Genomic DNA, 20,470 nt, shown 5'->3' on the forward strand with positions numbered 1-20,470 from the left:
GGTTATTATACTGAAACTCCTTTTGATATTTCATGCATATGGAATATGAAGAATTTGAATCTGTTGAAGATTTTCTAATGTATATGGCATCAGCTGCTCCGCCAATGAAAAATACACTCCCAATTAATTCATACAAAGATTATGTAATGTCTTTTATTCCACTTAGTCCTGCCACTGGAGAGACATATCTTATGCTTTATGCAAAGGGTTCACTTGAACCTGGAATTTATGAATTCGACGTATCGTCAAAATCTTTCAAAAAAGTTGAATCCATTGAGAGGGCAGACAAAGTTTACTTTATTTGTATAACTCCAAAACGAAATACTATAGCTGATATTGCTATTGAAAATCTATAATTTCTTTGTTTGAATTTTTGGTGCAGTCACAGATCTGCTTCTTGCATATTTGTCGATAATTTCATCTGGTGTTCTTCCGTTGAAAAGATCTTTGCATAATCCTCGCAAATATCTCATAATCGCCCAAGTCCCTGCTTTAAGAATCCCGTACATGAACACTTTCATTGGTCCACCATATGTCTTGTTTCTAAGAATAATCGGAATGATGTCGTTAATTACTCGTAAGTTATTTTCCCAACATTTCCAAAATAGTGTAAATTGTGCTTCGTTCAAATTTCCAAAATGCATTGAATTCTTTTCACTAAAATCTTGGTAAAGTAAAGGAGCCACTAAACCTCTAAAGTTCATTTCTCTAAAGTCACTCATCATATCTATGGTATATTGAACATCATCAGGTGTTTCATCAGGCCAACCAATAATGATTGTGGCAGCTGGGAACCAATGATTTTCATTTAGAATTTTTGCTCCTTCTCTTACTACACTTCCCCATTCTTCAGGTGCAAATGGCTTTGTCTTAACTCCAAGGTGTTTTTTTACCATTGCTGGTGATACTGTTTCAATTCCAAGGTTAGTTGCAAGCCATCTTCCTGTTTTATCTTGTTCATTAACATGAGAAATTTGTTGCATCAATATAGGATCTGCTGCGACTGCTGAAAATGTCATATGTGTAGTTCCAATAAAGTTTGCACCTAGTCCTTTTAGTCCTTTCCACAAATCAACAATTGCATCTCTGTTTGGAACAAAGTCTCTGTTGTCACATCCATAAAGCAGCATTTCATCAGAATGTAACCATATGGAGTCAAATCCATAATCTAAGTTAGTTTTAGCTTCATGTTGTAATCTTTCTAATGGGAGATCTTTCTTTGATCTTTTGTTTACGTCACAAAAGTCACACCCTCTTCCACAACCGCGCATTGCTTCAATTAATGAATTAATTGTGGGTCCTTCGATTACTGGAATATTTTCAAGATTTCTTACAAAACAATGCATTAGCTCTGGTGCATCATTTTTTTCTAAGTCTTGGAACAAATCTACTGCTAATTCATCTGCTTCTCCAACCACAACTGTGTCAATTCCATGTATTTTCATTCTGTCTGATTTTGCTAATTCCCATGCTCCATTACCTCCTACTACAACTTTGAAATCATATTTCTTTTTTAACTGAATAATATCTGCACACATTTTTTTGAATTTCATTGCAACGTAAGATAATTTTTCTGGGGACATTGTTGTAGTAACTGGGGCCATTCCTAATGGATCCATTACATTAATTCCTACGACTTTGGTATCTGGGCCTATTGATTTGTTAAGCATTTCTGGATGAGCCATGAATACGTCTTCTCTTTTGTACCCTCCTTGAATCAATGAACTCTCAATTCTTCTTAATCCTACTTGGGCAACTTTTACTTCCCCTGTAACTGGGTCCGTTTCAACTGAAGGACAGAATACTTTATCAAAAACCCATTCAGGTAGAACCTCATATGGACCACATGCAATAAATCCGTAAAGGAAATTTCCTCTATAATTTGTCATTAAACTACGATCAGCAGTAAGTACAATACGTTTGCCAGCCAATTACCCACCTTCTTTTTAGTATCTTATATATGATTTACGAGCAGGGAGTCTAAAATCCTAACCTTGATAATTTTTTTTAATTGCCCTGTTGGCAATATTTGCAGCTATCCCTCCTGCAGCTATCCCATTATCGATATTTACAACTGATAATCCTAGAGAACAACTTTGAAGCATTGATGCAAGAGCAGCTATTCCTTTTTCTCCATATCCATATCCTACTGAAGTTGGAATGCCTATGATTGGAATGTCTACTAATGTTGATACAAGTGTAGCTAACGCACCTTCCATTCCTGCTGCAACTATGATGCAATCCACATCTTCATTTATCATTTTTTTAAGAATTGGAAATACTCTTTGAATTCCTGCTACTCCTACATCATAACTTGTAATACATTTACAATTCATTGCTTCACACATTAATCTTGATTCCTCTGCAACTCCAATATCTGATGTACCTGCAGTCATAATTCCTATTTTTCCTCCATGAAATTTAATTGGTTTTTTAAATAATAGTAATGACGATGAATTTTTTCCAGTTTTGATTTTTACTTTTAATTTCTTAGAAAAGGATAATATTTTTGGATGATCTTCTTTCTTAATTCTTGATATTATTACTGAATTTGTCTTTTCCAGCGTTTTTTTAACAATTTTTTTAATCTCATCTAGTTCTTTTGTTTCTGCAAAAATCACTTCTGGAATCCCTCTTCTCTTTCTTCTGTTTATGTCGATTTTAGCAAATCCTTCTACTTCTTCAATAGAATATAGTGACAAAAGTTTTTTTGCATTATTTACTGAAATTTTTCCTTTTTTTAATGACTCTAAAATTTCGTGAATTTCCATTGATGAATTTTATTTCCTAGTCTAAAAAAATGCTTAGATCTCAATGCCTGCGATGGCACTCTTTACGCTTTGAACTGCTTTATCAAAGACTTGCTTTTCTTCATCATTTAGGTCTAATTCGATAATTTTTTCTACACCTTTCTTTCCGATGATTGCTGGAACTCCTATTGTGACATCTGAGTGACCATACTCTCCATCAAGATAAGTTGCAACTGGAATGACTTGTTTTCTATCTCTTACAACTGATTCAACAATTGCAGAGATTGCATTTCCTGGAGCGTGAACTGTAGCTCCTTTCAATTCAATTACTTTGGCTGCAACTTGTTTTGTATTTAGAACCAACTCATCTAATTTTTCTTTTGGAAGAAAAGATGATAAAGGAATTCCAGACACTGATGAAAATCTTGGCAATGGTAACATGTTTTCTCCATGTTCTCCAATTACTAGTGCTCTAATAGAATCCCGTGAATGTCCAGTTGCTTCATGAATAAATTGTCTAAATCTTGATAAATCGAGCATTCCTCCCATTCCAAACACTCTACTTCTGTCAAATCCTGAAACCTTGTAAGTAATGTAAGCCATAGGATCAAGTGGATTTGTTACTGGAATTATCATAGAGTCATCTGCATACTTTTTTACATTTTCTACTACGCTCTTTACAATTGATGCGTTTATTTTTAAAAGGTCCATTCTAGTCATTCCGGGTTTTCTTCCAGAACCTGCTACTACTACAACTACATTTGATCCCTTCATATCTGCAAAATTGTTTGAACCTTTTACTTCAACATCAATTCCTTGTTCAGACAACATGTGATTGATATCCATTGCTTCTCCTTGAGGAAGTCCTTCAGCTACATCAAGTAATAATATCTGATCATCTAATCGCTTTAAAGCTGAGAATAATGCTGCATCTCCACCTACTTTACCTGAACCAATTATAGTAATCATGAAAATTGGTGTTGATTTTGAATAATTAAATCTAATGAAATTCGTGAATTATTAGTCGAATTTATAAGCATTTTTGATAATTTTTAATCATGGTTCTTGTAATTGATCCTCAGATTGCAGGCATATCTGGAGATATGCTTCTTTGTTCATTAGTGGATCTTGGTGCTGATAAAAATAAGATTATTTTAGGAATCAAACAATCAGAAAAATTTCTTTCTAATTCTACGATAAAAAAAATTGATTTTGAAAAAATTCAAAAACATGGAGTTCAAGCACTTCATCTAGTTTTAGAAATTGATGAAGATGTTCATGAAAGAAAAGGTTCTGAAATTAAAATTGCAATTCTCAAATCTGTTCAAGAAATTAAATTATCTGCTAAAGCTACGTCTTTTGCTGAATCATGTATTGATACACTAATTTCTTCAGAATCAACAATTCATGGAATTTCTAAAGAATCCGTTCATTTTCACGAAGCATCAAGTATTGATACTCTAGTGGATATTGTTGGAATTACAATTGCGTTAGAAGATTTAGGGTTATTTGATGAAAAAATTCTTTGTTTGCCTGTTGCAGTTGGAGGTGGTTCTGTAACATTTTCACATGGTACAATGTCAAATCCTGCAAGTGCTATTCTTGAGATTTTCAAAAATTCAAATTTGGAAATTAAAGGAAACAATGCAAATGAGGAACTCACGACTCCAACTGGGGCCTGTATTTTGGTAAATTTGGCTGATGAATCTGTACAATATTACCCTCAATTAAAATTAAAATCCATTGGGTATGGTGCAGGACAAAAAGATTTTGAAACTTTTTCTAATGTCCTAAAACTTGTAAGAGGAACTGACAATGATTTTGAAATGGATTCTGTAAAAATCCTTGAAACAAATGTCGATGATGTTTCAGGCGAAATTTTGGGAAATTTGATTGAAAAAGTTATGGGAAAAGGAGCACGAGATGTCTCAATTTATCATGGAATCACAAAGAAAGGCCGACCTACAAATCTTGTATCTGTAATTTGCACTAGTGAAACTGTTGATGAAATTATGGACTTACTGGTATTGGAAACTGGCACTTTGGGAATTAGAATTTCAGATTCTAATCGATTTATTGTTCCTAGAACAAACCATACTGTTTCCATTACTTTGAATGATCAACTATTTCATGTTCACTACAAAAAATCATCATTTAAAAGAAAAATTGATTTTAAAATAGAGTTTGATGATTTGAAAAAAATCTCTAATGTTCTTGATAAATCAATTAAAGAAACAGAAGTATTATTGAGAAAAGAAATTGAAAAATTGGAGATTCATAAATGACGAAACTTGATGAACTTGTAAATTGGTTTGATGATAAAAACAAAGTCATTATTGCACTTTCTGGAGGTGTTGATAGTGCTCTTGTTGCATATGCTGCATTTCAAAAACTTGGAAATTCTGCTATTGCAGTAACTGCTGATTACAAGACTTTGTCTAAAGAAGAACTAGAAACATCTAAACAAATTTGCTCAGAAATAGGAATTAACCAGATCTTTTTAGACTATAGTGAACTTGAGAATGAAGATTTTACAAAAAATGACTCCAATCGATGTTTTCATTGTAGGATGGAATTAGGGGAACATCTCGTAAATGTGGCAAAAGAGCACAATGTGGAGATTATAGTTGATGGGACTAATGTTGATGATTTAGGTGATTATAGGCCTGGAATTGAAGCATTAAAACAAAATGGCATTAGAAGTCCTCTTGTAGAAACTAATTTCTCAAAATCCCAAATTAGAGAATCTGCCAAAATGATTGGATTATCTGTATTTGATAAACCATCAAATTCTTGCTTGGCTTCACGAATTCCATGGGGTCAAAGAGTAACTGCTGAAAAATTAATCCGAATAGAATTCGGTGAAAATATTGTTAAACAGCTCACAAAAGTAAAACAAGTTAGAGTTCGTGATATTAACGGTTCTGCAAAAATTGAAGTTGAAAAACAAATGTTATCTAGATTTGATGAACTTATCTTAAAACAAATTACTGAAAAATTAAAGATGATTGGTTTTACTTCTGTTGAAGTTGATCCGGAAGGGTATAAACCTGGAAAAATTAATGTGATTGCAGATTGATATATCTAGATAACGCTGCATCTACTCAAATTCATGATGATGTTTTAGATTCAATGTTGCCATACCTTAAAGAACAATATGGCAATGCCTCATCTATTCATAGATATGGTAGATTGGCAAAAAAGGCTATTGAAAAGGCTAGAAAGCAAATTGCATCCTTGATTAATGCTGATCCTTCTGAAATTTTACTTACTTCTGGTGGTACTGAATCAAACAATACTGTATTGAGAGGAATTCCAATTGATGTTTCATCTAACCAAATTATCACATCTCTAATTGAACATGATGCGATTTTAGAGCCTTGTAAGAAATTATCTCAAAACGGATTTGATCTTGATTATTTGCCTGTAGATAAATTTGGAATGGTTGATCCGTTGGAATTAAAAAACCACATATCTGATAAAACTTGTCTTGTTTCTATTATGTTTGGAAATAATGAAGTAGGGACAGTTCAAAAAATTTCTCAAATTGCTAAAATATGTAATGAACACAAAATACCCTTCCACACAGATGCTGTACAAGCAGTTGGCAAAATCCCTATTGATGTCAAAGAACTAGGCATAGATTTACTATCTATTTCATCTCATAAACTTCATGGTCCTAAGGGGATAGGTGCATTATTTATTAAAAATGGTATTGTCATTGATCCTGTGATTTTAGGGGGTGGTCAAGAACATGGATTACGTTCTGGTACTGAAAATGTTGCTAATATTGTTGGGTTTGGAAAAGCATGTGAAATTGCTAAAAACAATTTAAATGAAAATATTCAATATGTTTCTAAACTTCGTGATATTTTAATTGAAAAAATATTGCATGAAATTCCCGAAGTAACTTTGAATGGTGATCCTCAATCTAGATTGCCAAACAATGCTCATTTTACTTTTCTTGGTGTTAATGGAGAAGATCTTATTATCAAACTTGATGAATTTGGGATTGCGGCTTCTACGGGTTCTGCATGTTCTGTTAATACCCAAAGGGCCTCACATGTTTTACAGGCAATGGGATTTTCTCATGAACAGATCACAGGTTCTCTTAGATTGACGATGGGGGTGTTCAATAATGAAAAAGAAATTGAAGAAACTGTAATTTCACTAAAAAAAATAGTTAAAGAATTAAGATCATTTTCTCCATTTAAAGAAAAATATTCCTTTGAAGCTAAAACTTAAATGGTAATTTGAAATTTATTTCTAGCAATTACAACTGTTGCCATAATTCCTATGATTAAAACCATCATTGCAACTGTGCCAAATTCTGGAATTACATAAGTTCCAATTATTTCAATATCTGAATCACCTTGTTCAAATTCAATTGATATTGTTCTAGAATCTCCACCCACATTTGAGATTTCTCCGTAATTCACTTCGATCCCATCTATTAGAATTATGAATTTGTCATCTTTACCGTCTTGTTTTTCTGCACCTATGAATTCTCTTGGTAGTTCTAGTGTGATAACTCCTTCATCTGTAGATTCGATTTGTACTATTAATGCAAAGATATCTGAATCTACTACCATGTCTTTGATGGCGGCTCCTTTGATAGTATATTTAACATCAAAAGTTCCGTGACTTCCTGCATCTACTTCAAAATTGGTTGTTGTTGTTACGTCTGATTTTGGTGTATAACCGAACTCTGATTCTGCAATGTTTCCTTCTCCATATGACACTCTAACTGTATAATCTCCTGATTTTTTCCATAGTGGACCTTCTGCAATTACTGTATGTGAATAACTTCCGTCTTGTGCTATGGTAATCTGTGCAATATCTATCAAATTCCCATCATTAAACAATTGTAGTGTTGCAGGGGTACTTCCTACTATTGTAGTTACTTGTCCTGAAATTACAATTGTGTCTCCTTCATCGTATTGGTTATCATCTGTTTGAACTGAAATTAGAGATGATTCTGCAAATGCTGAACTCATTGAAATTACTGATAATAAAATAATACTAAATAATATTCTAGAATCCACAAATTTCACAATGCCCCGTTTGTATATTTCCTTTACTATTAAAAAATGAAAAAATGAAAAAAGTTGTGTGACTTTTAATATCTTGGTATAATGCTAAGTTTTGATTTTGCAGATACTGCAATTATTGAGATAATTGCTACTGCTAGAATCATAGCTGCGATTGTACCAAATTCTGGAATCACAAAGGTACCTAAAATTTCAATTTTCTCAGCGCCTGCTAGGAACTTTACTGTTACTTTGTTTGCAACAATTTCAACATCATCCCATTCTTGTCCATCTACTAGTACCATGAAGATACCATCTTGGACTGTTTTTGATGGACTTATTGTTAGGGTTCCATCATCTTTAGCGTTGATCATAATGACAATTGAATTGTCATCAGAATTGATGGTTGCACTAGTTACCATTCCACCTGAAATGCTAAATGGTACACATTGACCACTTGCAGATAATTCATTAACACTACATTGTTTTCCTGATGTTGGTGTTTGGTAGTTTGGTGCATATGCAACTCCACCTGTTAGTTTAACTTTGGCACTGTTGCTTTTTTCAGCACTACCATAGTTTACTTTAATGGTGTAGGTACCGTCGTATTTCCATATTGCACCTGCTGTGTTTATTGTTGTCTTAAAACTTCCATCGTCTGCTACAACGAGTTGATCAATTGTAACGATAGAGTTTAGAGGACTAGTCACAGTTAGTGTAACTGGAAACCCAGATGTATTTGCTACTTGGCCTTCTACTATAATCATGTCACTATGCCCATACTCTGTTTTGTCTGTCCAAACAGATACTGGTATTGCACTTTTGAGTGCATTTGATGCCATTACTTTGGCATCTTCCATAGAACAGCCAACACATGCTGGATTTGTTTGAGCATATGCTGATGACACGGTTAAAGTACCGACTGCAGTCAAAATGGCTAGTAGCGCGAACGTCGTACGGTTGTTCATCTTGTTGCGATTTACACCCGTCTCTATTTATGTATATTTAAAAATGAGAAAAAAGTTGTGTAACTTTTAGTATCTTGGAATAATACTTAGTCTTGATTTTGCAGATACTGCAATTATTGAGATAATTGCTACTGCTAGAATCATCATTGCAATTGTACCAAATTCTGGTACTACAACTCCGTCCTTAATGTCTACTTCAGCTGAAGCAGTATATTTTGGATCGTCAAATTGTTGTACATTTACAGTGTAAAATCCATTCTGTTTCCATAATGGTCCACCGACTTTGATTTCTGCAGCAAAGTTTCCATCAAGCATTGGTGATATTTGAGCCACTTTTACCACATTTCCATTTGGTGAAATTACTTTCAATGTGATGTCTTGACTTACTCTATCAGTTATTCCTGTAACCTCGAACATTGAAGAACCATTCTCGATAATTATTGCATCAAGCATAAGTCCTGCATCTGTTGCAGCATTGTTTTCGTTTGGTGTGAATATTGCTTCCATATTTGATTCTGTTATGGAAGTTCTTTCAGCCATACCATTTACTACTTCAACAAGCACATTTAGTGTGTATAATGAATTATTTCCTATACCTTGCATTGCTGTAATTTTATAAAGTCCATCCTCGGTCCATGTTTTTCCGATTTTGAATTCTTTTACAAAAGTACCATCGCTGTCTGGTGAAAGTTGACCGATTTCTACCACATTCATACTTGGAGATGTTACTCTGAATGTAACATCTGTAAGAGTTGAAACTGTTTTACCCATAACGGTAATTGTGGTTGAGCCTTTATCGGCTGTTGCTGTGATCGACATCCCTTGACTTTGTTGTGCAAAAGCATCTTGCTGAATTGAGGTCATTGAAACTAATGACAGTGCCATGAGGGCGATTGCCATAGATGTTGTAGAACGTTTAAAATTCATACTAATTTTATCCAACATTATTGTTATTTATGTATATTTAAAAATGGAAAAAAGATGAAATTTAGTATCTTGGTATAATACTAAGTTTTGATTTTGCAGAAATTGCAATTATTGAGATAACTGCTACAGCAAGAATCATAGCTGCAATTGTACCAAATTCTGGGACTACAAATGTACCGATTATTTCAATCTCTTCAGCCCCTGCTGGGAATGCAATGGTGAGTATTCTGTCTGTTGATGATGTTGTTTCATCAAAGTCTACTTCTTCTCCATCAATTAAGACGAAAAAGTCGTCATCTTGACCATTCATTGTTGCATCCAATATGGATCTAGGGATTGTGAGTGTTAGTGAACCATCGCTTGTAGCATCAATAGATATGATTAGTGAATTTGCTTCCACATCAGGCATGATACTTAATAATTTTCCGCCTGTAATTTCATATCCTATCAAATCACTAGAACCTTCAACTGAAACTGTTGTATCAGTTATAGATGATGGACCTTTAGTTGGAATACCTGTAGATCCGCCGAATTCGAATGATGTTGTTGCTACACGATTTTGTGTTCCATAAGTGACTTCAACTGTATAACTTCCAGATGTTCTCATTGTTCCACCTGCTGTGATTTCAGTACTGAATTTTTTATCAGCACCCACTGTCAGTTGAGCAAGAGCAACAATTGCATTGTCATTCTTAACTATCAAACTTACTGGAGTTCCTGAATATAGATCTCTTACTTCACCTGTTACTAAGATGATGTCTCCTTCTGAATAGGAAGACTTGTCTGTAGTAACAACAATCGAGCTTTGTATTTGTCCAAATGCTGGTAACATACCAATACTTGCAAATAAAATTGCAGATAGGGCAAGCACCGTCAAATGTGATTTCATTATTTCTAGGCCAAAATTTGAACTATTTAAGGTTGTGCAAAAATTTATTGACAAAATAGAAAAAAGACTGTTTTCTGACAAATTTAAAATTACATATATATTAACCAGAACGCGAATTTTTTACAGTTTGTGTGTATTATTTCCTGTTACATTTAATGTTCGTCATGGAGGGTTTGTAAATGGCAACTAAGAAAAATCAAGTCCTAGTACCTGATCATATCTATGTGCCAAAACATGAAATTATGACTAAACAAGAAGGTGAGGAAGTTTTAAAAAAATACAATTGTAAGCCAACTGAACTACCGTTAATTTTTGCCAACGATCCTGCAATTTTGGGGCTTGGTGTAAAACCTGGAGATATGATCAAGATTACTAGAATAAGTTCAACTGCTGGTGAAAGTCTGTATTATCGATATGTGGTGGAAGTCTAAATGGCAGATCCTTCAACTAAAAGATGGCCAGTAATTCAAGACATCTTAAAACGTGAAGGTATTGCACGTCAACATCTAAACTCATTTGATGAATTTTTAGAAAGAGGACTTCAAAGTATCATTAATGAAGTTGGACAGATTGATATTGAAAATGCAGAATATCCTTACAAGATTCAACTAGGTAAAGTAAAACTTCAACAACCAAGAATGATGGAGCTTGATGGATCAATCACACACATTACACCAGCTGAAGCAAGATTGAGAAATGTATCTTATTCTGCACCAGTTATGATGGAAGCTAGTGTTGTAGAAGATGGAAAAATTTTAGAATCTAGATTTGTACATATTGGAGATGTACCAGTAATGGCAAAATCAAATGCATGTATTTTACACAATTTTTCTACTCAAAAATTAATTGAACACAGTGAAGATCCAAGTGATCCTGGTGGTTACTTTATCATCAATGGTTCAGAACGTGTAATTGTTGGATTGGAAGATCTATCTTATAACAAAATTATTGTTGATAGAGAAACTGTTGGTGGAAATATTGTTTTCAAAGCTAAAGTGTATTCTTCAATCGTTGGCTATCGTGCAAAACTAGAACTTGTTATGAAAAATGATGGGTTGATTGTTGCTAGAATTCCTGGATCTCCTGTTGATATTCCAGTTGTCACATTGATGCGAGCACTTGGATTGGAATCTGATAGAGAAATTGCATCTGTAGTTTCATTAGTTGATGATATTCAAAATGAATTGGAAGGCTCATTTGAAAAAGCAGGTGATGTCCCAACATCCAAAGATGCTATTGTTTACATCAGTAAAAGAATTGCACCTGGAATGTTAGAGGAATTCCAGATAAAACGTGCTGAGACATTACTTGATTGGGGACTTTTACCACATTTGGGTAAACATCCAGAAAATAGAAAAGAAAAAGCCCAGTTCTTGGGAGAAGCAGCTTGTAAATTATTAGAATTAAAACTTGGTTGGATTACGCCTGATGATAAAGATCATTATGGGAATAAAGTAATTAAATTTGCAGGACAAATGTTAGCAGATCTATTTAGAACTGCATTTAGAAATTTAGTTCGAGATATGAAATATCAACTAGAACGTTCTGGTCAAAAACGTGGAATTAATGCAGTTGCTGCAGCAATTCGTCCCGGAATTATTACTGATAAATTAAACAATGCTATTGCAACAGGTAACTGGGGAAGAGGAAGAGTTGGTGTTACCCAACTGCTGGATAGAACTAATTATCTTTCAACAATTAGTCATCTTAGAAGAATTCAATCCCCATTAAGTAGAACTCAACCAAACTTTGAAGCCCGAGATCTTCATGCAACTCACTTTGGAAGAATTTGTCCAAGTGAAACTCCTGAAGGTTCAAACTGTGGTTTGGTAAAAAATTTGGCTCTATCTGGAATTATTTCAGTAAGTGTACCATCTGAAGAAATTATAGAAAAACTCTATGATCTTGGAACTGTTCATTTCTTTGATGCAAAAGAAGATTTGAAAAAAGATGGAACTAGAATATTTGTTGACGGTAAATTAATTGGATATTACAAAGATGGTGGAGAGTTAGCACAATCCCTTAGAGAATTAAGAAGAAACTCCAAGATTCATCCTCATGTTGGAATCTCATTCCACAAATCCGAAATTGAAGGTTCGACAAAAAGATTGTATGTTAATTGTAATGCAGGTAGAGTATTACGTCCATTAATTATTATCAAAGATAACAAATCATTACTAACTTCTGAATTATTAGATAAAATTTCAAAGAAATTACTTTCTTGGACTGATCTTTTAAGAATGGGAATCTTGGAAGTTATTGATGCAAATGAAGAAGAAAATTGTTATGTCACTTTAGATGAAAAAGATACAAAGAAACATACTCACTTGGAAGTATTCCCACCATCAATATTGGGCGCAGGAGCTTCTATCATTCCATATCCTGAACATAACCAATCTCCAAGAAATACTTACGAATCTGCAATGGCAAAACAAAGTTTAGGATTTTCAACGCCTATGATGAATACAAGTACCTATGTTAGACAACACCTAATGTTATACCCACAAGTTCCAATTGTTAATACAAAAGCAATGAAGCTTTTGGGATTGGAAGATAGACCTGCTGGCCAGAATTGTATTGTTGCAGTATTACCATTTGATGGTTACAACATTGAAGATGCTATTGTCTTGAGCCAATCCTCTGTTGACAGAGGTTTAGGTAGAACTTTCTTCTTTAGAATTTATGATGCTGAAGCAAAACAATATCCTGGTGGGATGCGTGATAGCTTTGAAATTCCTAATGCTGAAGACAACATTAGAGGTTACAAAGGTGAACGCGCTTACAGATTACTTGAAGATGATGGTGTAGTTGCATCTGAATCTCCAGTTAAAGGTGGAGATATCTTGATTGGAAAAACAAGTCCTCCGAGATTTATGGAAGAGTATAGAGAATTCGAATCTTCTGGTCCATATAGACGAGATACTTCAATTGGTGTAAGACCTTCTGAAACTGGAGTAATTGACACTGTAGTTATGACTCAATCAAATGAAGGAGGAAAAATGTATAAGATTAGAGCAAGAGATATGAGAGTTCCTGAAATTGGTGATAAATTTGCATCAAGACATGGACAAAAGGGTGTACTTGGAATTTTAGCTAAAGCCGAAGATTTACCATATACTGCAAATGGAATGTCTCCAGATGTTTTGATTAATCCACATGCATTCCCTTCAAGAATGACAGTTGGAATGATGATGGAATCTATCTGTGGTAAAGCAGCTGCATTACGTGGAAAAAGATTTGATGGTTCTGCATTTGTGGGAGAAAAAATGCCTGAAGTTAAAGAAGTAATGGATGCACACGGTTTTGAATATTCTGGTAAAGAAACAATGTATGACGGTAGAACTGGGAAACCATTTCCTGTGGATGTCTTCATTGGAGTTGTATATTATCAAAAATTACACCACATGGTTGCTGACAAAATCCATGCAAGAGCTCGTGGACAAGTTCAGATGTTGACTAAACAACCAACTGAAGGAAGAGCAAGAGGTGGTGGATTAAGATTTGGTGAAATGGAGAGAGATTGTTTAATTGCATATGGTGCTTCAATGATTCTTAAAGATAGATTGTTAGATGAGTCTGACAAATCTGATATCTTTGTATGTGAAAGATGTGGTCTAGTCGCTTATCATGATGTTAAACAAAGAAAATACGTTTGCAGAGTTTGTGGTGATAAAGCCAAAGTATCTTCTGTTTCTGTAGCATATGCATTCAAATTATTGTTGCAAGAAATGCAAAGTCTTAATGTCGCACCAAGGTTATTGATCAAGGAGAAAATCTAATGTCTGTTCAAGCAATTAAAGCAATTGATGGAATTCGATTTTCAGTATGGTCTCCAACTGAAATTAGAAAATATTCTGTAGCAGAAATTACTGCTCCTGAAACATATGATGAAGATGGAATGCCTGTACAAGGAGGTCTTATGGATGGCAGACTTGGAACACTTGAGCCTGGACAAAAATGTCTTACATGTGGAAATACTGCTGCAAGATGTCCTGGACACTTTGGACATATTGAACTTGCAGAACCAATTTTACACATTGCATTTATTGATAATATTTACAAATTATTACAATCTACCTGTCGTTCATGTGCCAGACTTAAAGTACCTCAAGAAGATCTTAATGCATTTCAAAAAATTAAAGATAAACATGCAGCTTACACTGTAATTTCACAAAAACGTATTCCAGAACAAATTATTGAAAAAGCTAAAAAAGCAAAAGAATGCCCTCATTGTGGAAAAACCCAATACGAATTAGTTTTTACAAAACCAACAATCTTTGTAGAAAAAACTGAAATTGGTGAACATAGATTGCTACCGATCACAATTAGAGAAAGATTTACACAAATTCTTGATGAAGATTTAACATTATTATCTTATGATCCAATCACTGCTAGACCAGAATGGTTTATTCTACAAGCATTACCTGTTCCACCAGTAACTGTTAGACCTTCAATTATTCTTGAAACTGGAATTAGATCTGAAGATGACTTGACACACAAAATGGTAGATATCATCAGAGTTAATCAAAGACTCAAGGAAAGTAAAGAAGCAGGAACTCCACCATTGATTGTTCAAGATTTAGTTGATTTGTTACAATATCATTCTACGACATACTTTGATAACGAAGTTTCTGGAATTCCTCAAGCACATCATCGTTCTGGCCGTCCACTCAAAACATTAACTCAAAGACTAAAAGGAAAAGAAGGAAGATTTAGAGGCTCATTATCTGGAAAAAGAGTTGACTTTTCAAGTAGAACTGTAATCTCACCTGATCCAAACTTGGATTTATCTGAAGTTGGAGTTCCTGAACAAGTTGCAATGAAACTAACTATTCCTGAAATTGTTACTGACTGGAACATTGACAGAATGAGAAAATTAGTTATCAATGGACCTGAAAAACATCCTGGTGTAAACTATATCGTAAGACCAGATGGTGTAAAGATTAGATTGGATTTCGTAGAGGATCGTTCTACAATTGCTGAAACCCTTGAGGTTGGATATTTGATTGAACGACATCTTGCAGATGGTGATATTGTCATGTTCAATAGACAGCCATCACTTCACCAAATGTCAATTATGGCTCACTATGTGAGAGTACTTCCAGGTAAGACTTTCAGATTACATCCTTCTGTATGCCCACCATACAATGCAGACTTTGATGGTGATGAAATGAACCTTCACGTTCCTCAAAGTGAGGAAGCAAGAGCAGAAGCAATTCTTTTGATGAGAGTTCAAGATCAATTAATTTCTCCAAGATACGGTGGTCCAATTATTGGAGCACTAAGAGACTTTGTAACTGGTGCTTACCTTCTAACTAAAGATGATACTACTCTGTCTATTCAAGAATTTTCAAACTATGCAATGCTTGGCGGTTATACTGATCCACTTCCAAAACCTGCAACTAAAACAAAAGATGGACCTGCATATACTGGAAAACAATTATTCTCATTATTCCTTCCAAAAGATTTCAACTATGTCCTTACGTCAAAATGGTCAAAGGGAACAAAAGGTCCAGAAAAAGACGTTGTAATCAAAAATGGTGAATTAATCAGTGGTGTTATTGATAAAACATCAATTGGTGCAGAAGAACCAGAAAGTGTTTTACACAGAATTACAAAAGACTATGGAAATGCAGCTGGTAAAACTTTCTTAAATTCTATTCTCATCATGGTAAAACAATTCATCACTCATTATGGTTTCAGTTATGGTTATGGTGATCTTGAAGTGCCAGAAAAGAATGTACAACAAATCCTAGATGACATTCAAGCAACTTATGATACTGTATCTGATTTAACTGATCAATATGAAAAAGGAACTCTGAAACTAACAAGAGGTATGAAAGCTGAAGAAGCTTTAGAGGCTTACATTGTTAATGAATTAGGTAAAGCAAGAGAAAAAGCAGGAGCTACTGCAAATGATTCCCTTGATGATAGTAATGCTGGAAAAATCATGGCTACAACTGGTGCCAGAGGTTCAGCACTTAACGTAGGTCAGATGGCAGGTGCTTTGGGTCAACAATCAAGAAGAGGAAATAGAATGAGTTATGGTTATAGTAATCGTGCATTAACACATTATTTAGAACATGATAGCAATCCAGATGCACATGGATTTGTAAAATCAAATTACAGAACAGGTCTTACTGCTTTAGAATTCTTCTTCCACGCAATGGGTGGTCGTGAAGGACTAGTAGATACTGCAGTTAGAACACAACAAAGTGGTTACATGCAACGTAGATTGATTAACGCATTAGAGCACATTAGATTAGAATATGACGGAACAGTAAGAGACCCACACGGCCACATTGTTCAATTCCTATACGGTGAAGATGGAATTGATGTGCAAAAAAGTGACCATGGTGAAGCATTCAATGCAAGCCGATTGGCAGAATCACAACAAATTACTGATACTGGAAAGAAAGCAACCAAAGAAGAAATTGATACTTTAACTAAAAAATATACAAAGACATTCAATCCAAGACTAACTAGTCTTGTAATTGACGCTTTACAGAAATCTACCTTGAGTAAAGAAGGTGTTGAAACAGTATGTAAGAAAGGACTTTCACTTTACAACAAAGCAAAAGTAGAACCCGGTCAAGCAGTGGGAATTGTCACAGCACAATCTATCGGCGAACCTGGCACTCAGATGACTTTGAGAACTTTCCACTTTGCAGGAATTAAAGAAAGAAACGTTACCCTTGGTCTTCCAAGATTAATTGAATTGGTTGATGCTAGAAAGAAACCTGTCACTCCAACTATGGATATCTATCTTGATGAGGAGTCAAAGAAATCTCGAGAAAAGGCAATTGATGTTGCACGCAATATACTGCAAACTAAAGTCAGTGCACTGATTGTTGATTCTGAAACAGATTATTCTACAAATATCAAATTGATTATGAGTACTAACCGATTAAACGAAAGAGGATGCTCTATTGCAGAAGTAGAAGCAGCACTTTCATCCAACAAAAAATTCAAAATGGAAGTTACGGGCGAACTGATAACCTTGAATTTGGTAGACGAAGCTGATACTGCAACTGCAATTGCAATTAGAAACAAAGTTCTTAACACTACTGTTAAAGGAGTTCCAGATGTTGAACGAGTTACACTGGTTCAAAAAGATGATGAATGGGTTATTCAAACGACTGGTTCTAACATTGCCAAAGTGCTTGAAGTAAAAGGCATTGATAAAAAGAATGTAAGAACTAACAATGTGTTTGAAATTGCAGGAACTTTGGGAATTGAGGCTGCAAGAAATTCATTGATCAATGAACTCAACCATACTTTGGGTGACCAGGGATTGGAAGTTGATAATAGATACATTATGTTAGTATCTGATTTGATGTGTTCCAGAGGATACATGCAACAAATTGGTAGACATGGGATTGCTGGTACTAAAGATAGTGTTCTTGCAAGAGCAGCATTTGAGATTACAGTTCCAACAATTGCACATGCTGCACTCATGGGTGAAGTTGAACAACTCAAAGGTATTACTGAAAATGTAATTGTCGGTAGCAACATTCCAATCGGAAGTGGTACTGTTGACTTATACATGCAAGTGAGCAAGAAAAAGTAGGAGTAAAAGTTAGAATTTAGTGATAATTATGGCAGATGAAATTTCAACATTAATGAGTAACAGTAAAGACAAAGTTGTATTACTTCGATTGAGAAATACAAAAACCATCCAAGGAATTCTTAAAGACTTTGATATTCATATGAATCTCACATTAGAGGATGCTGAAGACATTACTGAAGAAAAGCATGAGAAACTAGGTAAAGTGTTGCTTCGTGGTGATAATATCTTGCTAGTTTCATTGCCTGAAGAAAAATCTTAGAACTCTTTTATCAAACAATAAATTCACTAAACCATAATTTTTAACATGTTCCAATTTTTACTGTTCTTTTTAATTCTACTTCCGGCATTTGGACAAACTGCCCCTGATTACAATAATCCATATTCTCCAATATTTACAGACAAACCAGTTTATTCCTGGACTGATAAAATGAAAATTACTATTATTTCACCAAGCTGGAATTCTGATAAACATCTCATTGATTCAATTGGGGAAACCAGTGAACATCCAATTAAAATTGCCACCTCTGAGCATTCTTTGGAGCCCTATCGGTTTACTGAAACTGATGTAAACTCTGGTATTTTTACTGCAGAAGTGATTCTTACAGGCTTTACTCATGATGCTGATGGTGATGGGGATTCTGATACGACTCCTAGAACCATTGGAAATGGACCCACTAGTGGATTTTTAGAAGTTGATAGAGATTCTGCAATAACTATTTCCTTTGAGTTTGCAGATGGGGTTGTATTAGTTGAATCAGTTCCAGTTACTTGGAATGTTGGAACCATTAATTTTACTGAAGATCTTTTCTATTTGGAAAACTCTGCAGTGATTCGCGTAATTGATGTTGATATGAATTTGAATCCTGAGGCTCTGGATCAATTACCGATACAAATTTTTTCTGATTCTGATGTTGCCGGAATTGATGTGAATGCTGTAGAAACATCTGAAAGCTCAGGATCTTTTATTGCAACTATTTCATTATCTCAGAATTCTCCTTCTAGTGGAAATAGGCTTTATTCTCTTCCTGGAGATGAAATTTTTGCCAAGTATACTGATTATACTCTTCCAAAACCTTACTCAAAATCAGATAATTTAGCAATTGACACTATTGCAAGAGTTGAATCATCAATACCTCCAATAGATCGAATCAAAAATTTCCCAATCACTTTCTCTGATGGACTTGGAAATCCATTACAATTATTTTCACAAAATTCACAAATGCAAATAGTTGGAACTATCTTAAATGAGCATGATTTTAAACAAAAATTTGTTTACCTGTTCCAAGTAAAAAACGATGAAAATATTGTTGAATCTCTGTCGTGGATTCAGGGGGAAATTTCTCCTCAACAAAATCTGGATGTTTCTCAATCATGGATTCCAAAAAAATCTGGAATTTATAAAATAGAAACTTTTGCTTGGAACTCAATTAATGATCCGACAGCTCTGTCTCCTTCAATGTCCACTTTAATCAATATTCAGTGAAAAGAATAACTTCTACGTGATTATTAAATAGAAACTTGCATTTTTACCCTTGTGTTAGGAATTGTATTAGGAATTACCTTAGTGTTAGCCGTATTTTCTTCTGTCATTTTCACAGAAGTTTTTGCAGAATCACTCATTGTAAATTTTGACAAGCAATTTTATGATCTAGGGGATTCGTTAACTGTTTCAGGTGAAATTGCAGAGGTTGGAATGCCTGTAATGGCCATGAGTATCTATGATCCGGACGGAAAAATCCTGTCTGCAAATAATTTGGAAATTTCACCTGAAAAAACATTCAGTAAGACTATTTCTCTTGATTCGCCATTTTATGAAAAAACTGGTGAATATTTAGTCAAACTTGATTATGGACAAATTTCTGAGAATTATTATTTTATGGTTGAAGGGATTTTTTCTGAGTCTGAAATGCTAATTGAAGAAACTGTAGTACCTGAGGTTATTTTACTTTACACCGAACAAAAACAATACGCTGATCAAGATGTAATCAGAATTACTGGCCTGGTTTCAGCAATGGATTCTCCAACAGTGTTGATTGGAATATATGATCCATTTGGAATGCCTGCAGGATTTTATTTTGGTTCAGTTGATTCTAACTTGGAATTTACTACAAGTTTCCTTGTAAAAGACGGAGTGAATTTCAGAGTCGATGGAACTTATTCTGTAAAAGCACATTATGCTGAAACTGAAGCAAAATCCTTTTTTGAGTATTCTAAAATTCCCCAAATTGTAATTGAAGACACCGTTGCACATGACACCGTTGCACAAGACACCGTTGCACAAGACACCGTTGCACAAGACACCGTTGCACAAGACACCGTTGCACATGACACCGTTG

General features: G+C 34.5%; 16 protein-coding genes and 1 pseudogene. 10 read left to right on the plus strand and 7 right to left on the minus strand.

Annotated features, from left to right (window positions below):
- Nucleotides 1–32 precede the first annotated feature (32 nt).
- Complete coding sequence (locus ACW9XH_RS08470; RefSeq protein WP_457760219.1) at nucleotides 33–356, plus strand: hypothetical protein; 324 nt, start codon at nucleotides 33–35, stop codon at nucleotides 354–356.
- On the opposite strand, the gene ACW9XH_RS08475 is transcribed toward ACW9XH_RS08470, so the two are convergent.
- The 3 genes from ACW9XH_RS08475 to ACW9XH_RS08485 are packed head-to-tail and all read right to left on the minus strand — an operon-like array spanning nucleotide 351 to nucleotide 3,719.
- Nucleotides 351–1,931 carry a B12-binding domain-containing radical SAM protein gene (locus tag ACW9XH_RS08475; protein ID WP_457760220.1) on the minus strand — a complete coding sequence of 527 codons (1,581 nt, stop codon included), beginning with the start codon at nucleotides 1,929–1,931 and terminating at the stop codon, nucleotides 351–353. The genes ACW9XH_RS08470 and ACW9XH_RS08475 overlap by 6 nt on opposite strands.
- A gap of 57 nt (nucleotides 1,932–1,988) precedes the next feature.
- Nucleotides 1,989–2,771 carry a nickel pincer cofactor biosynthesis protein LarB gene (larB, locus tag ACW9XH_RS08480; RefSeq protein ID WP_457760221.1) on the minus strand — a complete coding sequence of 261 codons (783 nt, stop codon included), beginning with the start codon at nucleotides 2,769–2,771 and terminating at the stop codon, nucleotides 1,989–1,991.
- 33 nt (nucleotides 2,772–2,804) lie between these two features.
- Nucleotides 2,805–3,719, minus strand: a complete 915-nt coding sequence (locus ACW9XH_RS08485) for a malate dehydrogenase (RefSeq protein ID WP_457760222.1) — start codon at nucleotides 3,717–3,719, stop codon at nucleotides 2,805–2,807.
- An 89-nt stretch (nucleotides 3,720–3,808) separates the two neighbouring features.
- Here ACW9XH_RS08485 and larC point away from each other — a divergent pair, with 89 nt between their 5' ends.
- From larC to ACW9XH_RS08500, 3 genes are read left to right on the plus strand one after another with little or no spacing between them, the layout of a single operon-like run.
- Nucleotides 3,809–5,035 (plus strand): nickel pincer cofactor biosynthesis protein LarC, encoded by a 1,227-nt coding sequence (gene larC / locus ACW9XH_RS08490; RefSeq protein ID WP_457760223.1) that lies wholly within the window; start codon nucleotides 3,809–3,811, stop codon nucleotides 5,033–5,035.
- Entirely contained in the window at nucleotides 5,032–5,829 is a 798-nt protein-coding gene (gene larE, locus ACW9XH_RS08495; RefSeq protein WP_457760224.1) for an ATP-dependent sacrificial sulfur transferase LarE, read from the plus strand. The genes larC and larE overlap by 4 nt, the downstream gene beginning before the upstream one ends.
- Nucleotides 5,826–6,995, plus strand: a complete 1,170-nt coding sequence (locus ACW9XH_RS08500; RefSeq protein ID WP_457760225.1) for a cysteine desulfurase family protein — start codon at nucleotides 5,826–5,828, stop codon at nucleotides 6,993–6,995. The genes larE and ACW9XH_RS08500 overlap by 4 nt, the downstream gene beginning before the upstream one ends.
- Here ACW9XH_RS08500 and ACW9XH_RS08505 read toward each other — a convergent pair.
- From ACW9XH_RS08505 to ACW9XH_RS08520, 4 genes are all read right to left on the minus strand, one after another.
- Nucleotides 6,992–7,747 carry a PEFG-CTERM sorting domain-containing protein gene (locus ACW9XH_RS08505; protein ID WP_457760241.1) on the minus strand — a complete coding sequence of 252 codons (756 nt, stop codon included), beginning with the start codon at nucleotides 7,745–7,747 and terminating at the stop codon, nucleotides 6,992–6,994. The two genes, ACW9XH_RS08500 and ACW9XH_RS08505, sit on opposite strands and share 4 nt — an antisense overlap.
- Nucleotides 7,748–7,869: 122 nt before the next feature.
- Complete coding sequence (locus ACW9XH_RS08510) at nucleotides 7,870–8,748, minus strand: PEFG-CTERM sorting domain-containing protein (RefSeq protein ID WP_457760226.1); 879 nt, start codon at nucleotides 8,746–8,748, stop codon at nucleotides 7,870–7,872.
- 66 nt (nucleotides 8,749–8,814) lie between these two features.
- Complete coding sequence (locus ACW9XH_RS08515; RefSeq protein WP_457760227.1) at nucleotides 8,815–9,675, minus strand: PEFG-CTERM sorting domain-containing protein; 861 nt, start codon at nucleotides 9,673–9,675, stop codon at nucleotides 8,815–8,817.
- Between the two features lie 61 nt (nucleotides 9,676–9,736).
- The gene (locus ACW9XH_RS08520; protein ID WP_457760228.1) at nucleotides 9,737–10,564 is read right to left on the minus strand and encodes a PEFG-CTERM sorting domain-containing protein; all 828 of its coding nucleotides are present in this window, start codon (nucleotides 10,562–10,564) and stop codon (nucleotides 9,737–9,739) included.
- A gap of 179 nt (nucleotides 10,565–10,743) precedes the next feature.
- Here ACW9XH_RS08520 and ACW9XH_RS08525 point away from each other — a divergent pair, with 179 nt between their 5' ends.
- The 6 genes and pseudogenes from ACW9XH_RS08525 to ACW9XH_RS08550 form a co-directional block, all read left to right on the plus strand.
- Nucleotides 10,744–10,995: a DNA-directed RNA polymerase subunit H gene (locus ACW9XH_RS08525; protein WP_457760229.1), complete on the plus strand. Its 252-nt coding sequence runs from the start codon at nucleotides 10,744–10,746 to the stop codon at nucleotides 10,993–10,995.
- Nucleotides 10,996–14,343 carry a DNA-directed RNA polymerase subunit B gene (locus ACW9XH_RS08530; protein ID WP_457760230.1) on the plus strand — a complete coding sequence of 1,116 codons (3,348 nt, stop codon included), beginning with the start codon at nucleotides 10,996–10,998 and terminating at the stop codon, nucleotides 14,341–14,343.
- Complete coding sequence (locus ACW9XH_RS08535) at nucleotides 14,343–18,134, plus strand: DNA-directed RNA polymerase subunit A' (protein ID WP_457760231.1); 3,792 nt, start codon at nucleotides 14,343–14,345, stop codon at nucleotides 18,132–18,134. Before ACW9XH_RS08530 ends, ACW9XH_RS08535 begins: the two co-directional genes overlap by 1 nt.
- 28 nt (nucleotides 18,135–18,162) lie before the next feature.
- Entirely contained in the window at nucleotides 18,163–18,393 is a 231-nt protein-coding gene (locus ACW9XH_RS08540; RefSeq protein WP_457760232.1) for an LSM domain-containing protein, read from the plus strand.
- 45 nt (nucleotides 18,394–18,438) lie between these two features.
- Nucleotides 18,439–19,617: a hypothetical protein gene (locus tag ACW9XH_RS08545; RefSeq protein WP_457760233.1), complete on the plus strand. Its 1,179-nt coding sequence runs from the start codon at nucleotides 18,439–18,441 to the stop codon at nucleotides 19,615–19,617.
- Nucleotides 19,618–19,668: 51 nt separating this feature from the next.
- A pseudogene (locus tag ACW9XH_RS08550) lies at nucleotides 19,669–20,470 on the plus strand (tetratricopeptide repeat protein); the annotation flags it as partial.

This window comes from Candidatus Nitrosopumilus sp. bin_32a (assembly GCF_054095935.1).